Consider the following 8,308-nt stretch of genomic DNA (forward strand, 5'->3'; position numbering starts at 1 on the left):
GCCCCAGCGTCCACTGCCCTGGGCGGAGAGCTTGGCCCGTACCCCCAAGATGGGGTCAATGCCCAGTTGGTCGGCAGCCTGCAGCGCCAGCTCCAGCTCTTGCAGCCGCTCCAAAACGATGATGGGTGTGCGCCCCAGCCGCTGGGCCAAGAGAGCCGTCTCCATAAAATCCCGGTCTTTGTAGCCGTTGCAGATCAGCAAAGCCCCGGGAGTATCCAGCAAAGCTAGGGCAATCAACAGCTCCGGCTTGGATCCCGCCTCCAGGCCAAAGTGGTAGGCGCGACCGTGTTTCACCACTTCTTCTACCAGGTGGCGCTGCTGGTTCACCTTGACGGGGTAAACCCCCCGATAGACGTTGGGGTAGCCAAAGCGCTGGATGGCCTGCTGAAAGCTCTCGCAAATTTGCCGCATGCGGTCGGCCACGATCTCGGGAAAGCGAATCAAGAGGGGCAACTGCAGGCCCCGCGCCACCAGATCCATCACCAAGTGGTACAGGTCAATGCCCGGTTCCTGCTGCTGTAAGCCCTGTGGGGTCACCTCCACATGACCGGCGGCGTTGATACGGAAGTAGGGATCCCCCCAACCTGAGATGCGATAGAGCTTTTCGCTGTCTCGCAGTGTCCAGGGAGAACGAGTCAAAGTCGGCATAGTAGTCCCCCAGATACCGAGATGTGAACAGCGCAGGATTTCTGCACAGAATCCACAATATATTGCCATATTCCAGAATATGTCAAGGTTTTTCCAATGCGGGGGGACTCAGGCCCAAAAACCGCTAAGCCTTGCCAGACAAGGCTTTGGCTTGGGGATCTCTGTGCAACTGCCGCAGAAGTCATCTCGCTCAATCTCTTGTTTTCACTGTTTTTCTTGATTTTTCTCTTGAATTCTCCGTTTTCCGTCTCTCCTTTCTGAGCTTGGGTCGGATCCCGACTTTTGCTGGGAAGCGTAGCGAGGAATACGGGGATGGTACAGAGGGAAAGACAGCCACCTGGGGAAAGTGGGCCACGCACGGGATCCCAAGAGCTCTCGCCGGCAACCCTTGACAGGGCCCCGCAGGCAAGACAAGGATCGGGGCGGTGACCTCGGAGAACCTGAACCATGGCTCAACTGCCCCGCTTCCGTCGCCGAGAAGTGTTGCTTTCTTTATTGGCCACCGGCGCTACCTTGAGCGCCTGCCAAAGGGGATCCCGTTCTGACCAACCCAGCGGCAGGGATCCCGTTCCTGCCTCCGGCAGCCAGTCCTCCGACAAAGTTTTGCTGATCAACGGGGCCGGGTCCACCTTTCCGGCTCCTCTTTACTTGCGCTGGTTTTCCGATTACCGCCAGGTGGATCCCAAGGTGGAGATCAATTTCCAACCGGTGGGCAGCGCCGCTGGGATCCGGCAATTTATTGACCAGACAGTGGACTTTGCCGCCAGTGATGTGGCCATGACCGATGCCGAGATCGCCGAGGTGAAGCGGGGTGTGGTCATGATCCCGATGACCGCAGGCAGCATTGCCGTAGGCTACAACCTGCCGGGGATCCCTTCTGGACTCAAGCTGTCTCGACCCGTTTTGGTGAAGATCTTTCGCGGCCAAATCGACCAGTGGCGGGATCCGGAGATCCTGGCCCTGAACCCGGAGCTAACCATTCCCGATCTGCCCATCACCGTCTGCTACCGCTCCGATGGCAGCGGCACCACCGATACCTTTACCCGCCACCTGGCGGCCATCGATCCGGCTTGGGCCTCAGAAATCGGTGTTGGCATGTCGCTGGAGTGGCCGGTGGGCATTGGGGTGAAAGGCAACGAGGGCATGAGCGCCCAAATGCTTCTCAGCGAAGGGGTGATCGGCTACGTGGAGTCGGTCTATGCCCGCGAGCTGGATCTGTCGGTGGCAGCTCTGGAGAACCGCCGCGGCGAGTTCATTCTCCCCTCCCCGGAAGCCTCGGCCCTGGCCTTGAGCGAAATTGAGCTGCCGGAAAACCTGCGGGCTTTTGTGCCGGATCCCGCTGGCCCTGGAGCGTATCCCATCGTCACCTACACCTGGATCCTGACCTACCGCCGGTACTCGGATCCCGCCATGGCCGCCGCCCTGCAAGCTGTGCTCCGCTGGGCCCTTACCGAAGGACAAGCCCTGGCCGAGGAGATGGGCTACCTGCCCCTGGCCGCAACCGTTGTGAACCGCGGCCTGGAGGCGCTGCAGCTTATCCAGAGCTAGCCTGGCAGCAGTCCCCCAAGAGTTGCCAATAGCTGCCAACCCAGGCCATACCCCAAGCGGCACCGAAAGCAAGGCTGCTGCAGGTACGGAGATCCGTAACCGGTCTGCCCTTCAGCCCCGAGAAATGGGCGGCATTCTCGCCCTGGCCTCGCCAACCAGCTGGTTAGGATCGACCCAGGAAGTGACCAAGCATCTGCCGGATTTTCACAGATTGGCTGCCCAAGCTACTTCACACAGGCTGGCGGCGGTAACCGAAGCAATGTACTCAAGAAGAGGAGAATAAGGAGCCGATGGGAAAAGTTGTAGGAATTGACCTGGGCACAACCAACTCGGTTGTCGCCGTAATGGAGGGGGGTGTCCCCACCGTCATCGCCAATGCTGAGGGTACTCGCACCACACCCTCGGTGGTCGCCTTCACCAAAGATGGAGAGCGCCTGGTGGGCCAAATGGCCCGCCGCCAAGCGGTGCTCAACCCGGAAAACACGTTCTACTCCGTTAAGCGGTTCATCGGTCGTAGGTACGATGAGCTGAATGCCGACTCCAAGCGGGTCTCCTACCAGGTGCGGCGGGACGAGCGGGGCAATGTCAAACTGTACGCACCCCGCCTGAACAAGGAATTTGCGCCGGAAGAGATTTCGGCCATGGTGCTGCGCAAGCTAGCGGATGATGCCAGCCGCTACCTGGGCCAGCCGGTCACCCAAGCGGTGATCACGGTTCCCGCTTACTTTAACGACTCGCAGCGGCAGGCCACCAAAGATGCGGGCCGCATTGCCGGTTTGGAAGTGCTGCGCATCATCAACGAGCCGACGGCAGCCTCTTTGGCCTACGGCTTGGACAAGCGCAACAACGAGACCATCCTCGTCTTCGACCTGGGCGGTGGCACTTTCGATGTGTCCATCTTGGAAGTGGGGGATGGCGTTTTCGAGGTGAAATCCACCAGCGGCGATACGCAGTTGGGGGGCGACGACTTCGACAAGAAGATCGTCGATTGGATGGCCGAGCAGTTTAAGCAAATGGAAGGGATCGACCTGCGGCAAGACCGGCAGGCGCTGCAACGGCTAACGGAAGCTGCGGAAAAAGCCAAGATCGAGCTGTCCAGCGTTTCCGAAACCACCATCAACCTGCCCTTCATCACTGCCACTGCCGATGGGCCCAAACACCTGGAGCTGAAGCTCTCCCGCGCTCAATTTGAACACCTCTGTGCCGACCTGCTGGAGCGCTGCAAGGGGCCGGTGGAACAAGCCCTGCGGGATGCCAAGCTCACCAAGGCCGACATCAACGAAGTGGTGCTGGTGGGGGGATCCACCCGCATTCCGGCGGTGCAGCGGCTGGTGAGGGAGCTGCTGGGCAAAGAACCCAACCAAAGTGTCAACCCCGATGAGGTGGTGGCGGTTGGGGCGGCCATCCAAGCGGGTGTGCTGGCGGGCGAAGTCAAAGACGTGCTGCTGCTGGATGTCACCCCCTTGTCCTTGGGGGTGGAAACCCTGGGCGGCGTGGCCACCAAGCTGATCCCGCGCAACACCACCATCCCCACCCGCAAGTCGGAGATCTTCTCCACTGCCGAAGATGGGCAGACCTCCGTGGAAATCCACGTGGTGCAAGGGGAGCGAGAGCTGGCCCGCGACAACAAATCTCTGGGCCGCTTCAAGCTGGACGGGATCCCGCCGGCCCCCCGCGGTGTGCCGCAGATCGAGGTCACCTTCGACATCGACGCCAACGGCATCCTGAAGGTGACGGCCAAAGACAAAGGCAGCGGCAAAGAGCAGAGCATCTCCATCACCGGCGCCTCTACTTTGGACAGCAAAGAGGTGGAGCGCATGATTGCCGAGGCGGAGAAATACGCTGCCGAAGACCGGGCCCGCCGGGAGAAAATCGAGCGCCGCAACAAGGCTGATTCTCTGGCCTACCAGGCCGAGCGGCAGTTGAAGGAGTTGGGCGACAAGATCTCCTCCAGCAAACGCAGCCAAATCGAGACTCTGGTGCGAGAACTGCGGGAGGCCATCCAGCGGGAGGACGACAGCGCCATCCAGAGCAAAGAGCGGGAGCTGCAAGAGGCTCTCTACGCCATGAGCAGCGAGCTGTATCAACAGCCGGGGGCCTCCTCTGGCCCCACTCCCGGCTCAGGGAAAACCTCCGGCGGCAGCGATGATGTGATCGATGCCGACTTCACCGAGAGCAAGTGACTGCTCAGGGATCCCTCCGTGGGCCGCGGGCCCAGGGCGGATCCCGCCCTTACTTGTAGCGCCGATAATGAGGAGGGACGGGATGGGCGATGGCGTCTAGCCCGCCTCCTCATTTTCTTCAGTAGGTCGGAGGGAAGGAGCCCTTGCCGGGGACGCCTAGCCTCGTGGTTTTCTGCCCACTCTCAGCGATTTGCCTGCGGACGCCTCCATGCAAAACTTTAAGGACTACTACAAGATTTTGGGGGTCAGCAAAACGGCCACTGCCGATGAGGTGAAACAAGCCTATCGGCGCCTAGCCCGCAAGTATCACCCAGATGTCAACCCCAACGACAAAGCGGCTGAAGAGAAATTCAAAGACATTAACGAAGCCTACGAAGTTCTCTCGGATCCCAGCAAGCGCAGGCAATACGACCAATTTGGCCAATACTATCAGCAGGGCGGGTTTCGCTCCAGCCGCGATGCCTACACCTACAGCAGCAGCCCCTTCAGCCAAGACTTTGGGGGGAGCGGATTTGGGGGGAGTGGCGTCGATTTCAGCCAATTTGATGATTTTCAAGACTTCATCGATCAACTGCTGGGCCGGGTGCGCAGCCAAACCACAGACCGCAGCAGCGGATTTTCGGGATCCACTGGCAACACCAGTTACGATGCTGAGGCCACCATCCAGATCAGCATTCCAGAAGCTTTTGAGGGGGGCAAGCGTCGCCTGCGGGTGGGCGGGGATCGCGTGCTCGAGGTAAACATCCCGCCGGGAATTACGCCAGGGAAGCGGATTCGCCTGCGCGGCCAAGGCCACCCCAACCCCAACGGCGGTGCCGGTGATCTGTACCTTAAAATTGAGCTGAAAGACCACCCCTTCTATCGCCTAGAGGGATTCGACGTTTACTGCGATCTGCCCATCAGCCCCAGCGAAGCGGTTTTGGGCGCCCAGGTGGAGGTGCCCACCTTGGAGGGGGTGGTGAAGCTGCGGATCCCACCTGGCATGCAGCCGGGGCGAAAGTTGCGGCTGGCGGAAAGGGGATTTCCCAAAGGCAACGGAGAACGGGGGGATTTTTACGTGGTGGTGCAGATCCATTTGCCCACCCAGATCTCCGAAGAAGAGCGAGAACTTTACGAAAGGCTGCAGCGGGTTCAATCCTACGATCCCCGCGCCACCCTTAAGCTCTAGCATTGATATTCTCCGATATTCTCCCACGGCCAAAGCCTCAAGATTCTTGACAAGCGCTCCGCGCCGCCTGAAAGCAGGAAGCCGCCCTTCTAGCTTGCTTCCGGTAGCGGTAGGGCGGGGCTGGAGGCCCAGCCTTGGGGTCAAGATGGGGTCCTGCTGGAATCTGGTTGCGTCGGCGGGACGGGAGCTGCATTTGCTTCCAGAGGTTCCTGACGAGAGCATCCCTGGCTCCATTGCAGTTGCCGCAGGATCCCGCGCAACAAGGCCACCTCGGCTACGGTCAGGCCGGCTCGCTGGAACAGGGCGCGAAACTTGAGCATTTTGCGGCGGGCTGTGTGGGGGTGCAGGTAGCCAATTTGCAGCAACAGCGCTTCTAAGTGGTCGAAAAACCCCTCCAGCAGCTCGAAGGGGGCAAGCCTTTGAGGCGAGGGCACAGGAGGAGCGGGAGAAGGGCTCTGGCAGACGAGGGTGTACAGCTCATAGCAACAAATGGCCACGGCTTGGGCCAAGTTTAAAGAGGGATAGGTCGCATCGGTGGGGATCTGGATCTGGCGATGGCAAAGGGCCAGCTCCTCGTTGCTCAAGCCGCGATCTTCGGGGCCAAACACGAGGGCGGCAGGGCCGGCGGCCAGCAGAGCGGGAAAGGCTTGGCGGGGGGACTGAATTTGCCATTCGGGTGGGTAGGTTTGGCTGCGCCCCGTTGTCCCGAAAACCTGCACACACCCTTGCAGGGCTTCGGGCAAAGTTTGCACCTTCCGGGCTTGATGGAGCAGGTCTGCCCCATGCACGGCTGTGGTGATCGCTTCCATATCGAGGGGATCGCATTGGGGATCCACCAGCACCCACTGCCTGAAGCCCATGTTTTTCATCACGCGGGCAATGGCGCCGAGGTTGCGCGGCCCAGCCGGCTGCACCAATACAAGCCGTACCTGCGCCAGTTGTTCAGGGCCAGAGTGGGGTAATATCGGCATCAGGTTGGGATCCCCCAGAGTGCCTAGAGTAGAGAAGAGGAGCTTGATTATAGATTGCATCCATGGGATCCGCATACCGTTGTTGGCTGAGCTTGATTTGTCTGGTGTTGGTGGGATGCTGCTGGGGATCCCCGGCGCTGGCTGCCCCTTCATCGCTGGCAGGGCCGGCTCAGGTATCGCCCCAGCTCGTTCGCGATAGCGACTCAGAGCGGTTTTCTCTGGCCGAGGCGCGGCAGCGGCTGGAAGCCATTGCCGAGGTCATGCGCTCGATTCGCCTGTGCAACCGGCCCAACTGCCGCTACCGAGATATCGCTGTGGACGTGTGGCCTGTGGACATATCCATCCCCAATGGTGGTGCCGAGCCGTTCTACGAGGGCAGCATCGACGCCATTATCGACCGTCCTTCCGGCAGCTTGGATAAAGCCCACTACCGGCTGCAGTTTCGCCAGGGGCGCTGGCAGTTGCTGGGGGGCGAAGAGGTGTCCGATGTCTCTTCCTTTTTCTTTGAGGGAGATACCTACGAGGTGTTCAGCGCCTACGGCACCCGCAGCCACAAAGCCAAGTTGGCAGATGCCAGCAGCAACCTGCGCGTGGGCTATCGGGAGCTGTATTACCGCGTTTTCGACCAGGGCCAAGAGCGTTTGCACTAGCGCTGCGGAGCACGATGAGAGGCCGGCAACACACCTTAGCCAGCTCTATTGCCCTAGAAGGCGTTGGCCTGCACACCGGCCTGCCAATTGGCTGCAGTCTGCATCCAGCTCCTGCCGGCAGCGGTCGGGTTTTTGTGCGGGTGGATCAACCGGGATCCCCTGAGATCCCGGCTCGGTTGGGATCCCTGGCCCCTGCCCATCTCTGCACCCTGTTGCAGCAGGGATCCCCCTCTGTTCAAGTGCAGACGGTGGAACACCTGCTGGCCGCCCTTTACATCCTGGGCATTGACAACTGCCGCATCGAGGTGGAGGGGCCGGAGCTGCCGATTCTGGATGGCTCTGCCCTGCCCTTTGTAGAGGCCATTGCCCAGGCCGGGATCCAGGCCCAAGATCAGCCAGCCCTGCTGGGGGTGATCCAAGAACCGGTCACTGTCTGGGCGGGGGAAGCCTTTGTCAGCGCCCTCCCCCATCCTACAGCCCGCTTTACCTATGGCATCGATTTTGCCGATTGCCCGATTGGAGAACAGTGGCTGAGCTGGAGGGAGAACAGGCCGGATTTTGTCCAGTCCATTGCGCCGGCCCGCACCTTCGCCCGCCAGCAGGATGTGGAGCTGGCCCGGGAACGGGGGCTAATCCAGGGGGGCAGCCTGGAAAATGCCATTGTCTGTAGCCAAACCGAGTGGTTGGGGCCATTGCGCTACCCAGATGAGCCGGTGCGCCATAAGCTGATAGATTTACTAGGAGATCTCAGCCTCCTGGGCTGCCGACTGCAGGGGCACATTGTGGCCTACAAGGCGGGCCATGCCCTGCACCACCGTTTGGCCGAGCAGTTGCTCAAGAGTGGATCCCTGCTGATCCATGAAGAGTGAGGGGGAGCAAGGGATCCGGTTGCGCAGCAACAACCCTGCCATCCTCAGTTGCGAGAGCGGTGCGGAGCACTTGTCTTCAAGGGGATCCCCAGGGTGGGATCCGCTTCATTCCCCTCCTTTCCGCAGCTCCCTGGGTGCTCTTTTGGCTGAGTTCTGGCCTGCCGTCCTGATACATTTACGCTGAACACTGCTGAACATTACTGTTCAACTATGCAGCGATAGCATTCTGTTTGTTTCCAACCAGAATGGCGGTATCCCGCAAAGCTTTGAG

The 8,308-nt window shown here is 60.4% G+C and carries 7 protein-coding genes and 1 pseudogene; 6 read left to right on the forward strand and 2 right to left on the reverse strand.

Annotation, left to right across the window (positions count from 1 at the left end):
* Positions 1–648: pseudogene (locus NW837_RS04665) on the reverse strand (arginine decarboxylase); the annotation flags it as partial.
* A 447-nt stretch (positions 649–1,095) separates the two neighbouring features.
* On the opposite strand from NW837_RS04665, the gene pstS reads away from it, so the two are divergent.
* From pstS to NW837_RS04680, 3 genes are all read left to right on the forward strand, one after another.
* Entirely contained in the window at positions 1,096–2,196 is a 1,101-nt protein-coding gene (gene pstS / locus NW837_RS04670; RefSeq protein ID WP_414329476.1) for a phosphate ABC transporter substrate-binding protein PstS, read from the forward strand.
* Positions 2,197–2,486: 290 nt separating this feature from the next.
* Entirely contained in the window at positions 2,487–4,379 is a 1,893-nt protein-coding gene (dnaK, locus tag NW837_RS04675) for a molecular chaperone DnaK (RefSeq protein WP_414329477.1), read from the forward strand.
* Positions 4,380–4,587: 208 nt separating this feature from the next.
* Entirely contained in the window at positions 4,588–5,547 is a 960-nt protein-coding gene (locus tag NW837_RS04680) for a DnaJ C-terminal domain-containing protein (RefSeq protein WP_414329479.1), read from the forward strand.
* Between the two features lie 140 nt (positions 5,548–5,687).
* Here the strand turns inward: NW837_RS04680 and NW837_RS04685 are convergent, their stop codons facing one another.
* Positions 5,688–6,578 (reverse strand): RNA methyltransferase, encoded by an 891-nt coding sequence (locus tag NW837_RS04685; RefSeq protein ID WP_414329480.1) that lies wholly within the window; start codon positions 6,576–6,578, stop codon positions 5,688–5,690.
* A gap of 2 nt (positions 6,579–6,580) precedes the next feature.
* Here NW837_RS04685 and NW837_RS04690 point away from each other — a divergent pair, with 2 nt between their 5' ends.
* The 3 genes from NW837_RS04690 to NW837_RS04700 are packed head-to-tail and all read left to right on the forward strand — an operon-like array spanning position 6,581 to position 8,221.
* Positions 6,581–7,168 (forward strand): hypothetical protein, encoded by a 588-nt coding sequence (locus tag NW837_RS04690; RefSeq protein ID WP_414329482.1) that lies wholly within the window; start codon positions 6,581–6,583, stop codon positions 7,166–7,168.
* 14 nt (positions 7,169–7,182) lie between these two features.
* Positions 7,183–8,037 carry a UDP-3-O-acyl-N-acetylglucosamine deacetylase gene (gene lpxC, locus NW837_RS04695; RefSeq protein ID WP_011434326.1) on the forward strand — a complete coding sequence of 285 codons (855 nt, stop codon included), beginning with the start codon at positions 7,183–7,185 and terminating at the stop codon, positions 8,035–8,037.
* The gene (locus NW837_RS04700; protein WP_414329483.1) at positions 8,027–8,221 is read left to right on the forward strand and encodes a hypothetical protein; all 195 of its coding nucleotides are present in this window, start codon (positions 8,027–8,029) and stop codon (positions 8,219–8,221) included. Before lpxC ends, NW837_RS04700 begins: the two co-directional genes overlap by 11 nt.
* Positions 8,222–8,308 lie beyond the last annotated feature (87 nt).

It is taken from the genome of Synechococcus sp. R6-10, assembly GCF_047461815.1.
Classification (GTDB): Bacteria; Cyanobacteriota; Cyanobacteriia; order Thermostichales; family Thermostichaceae; genus Thermostichus.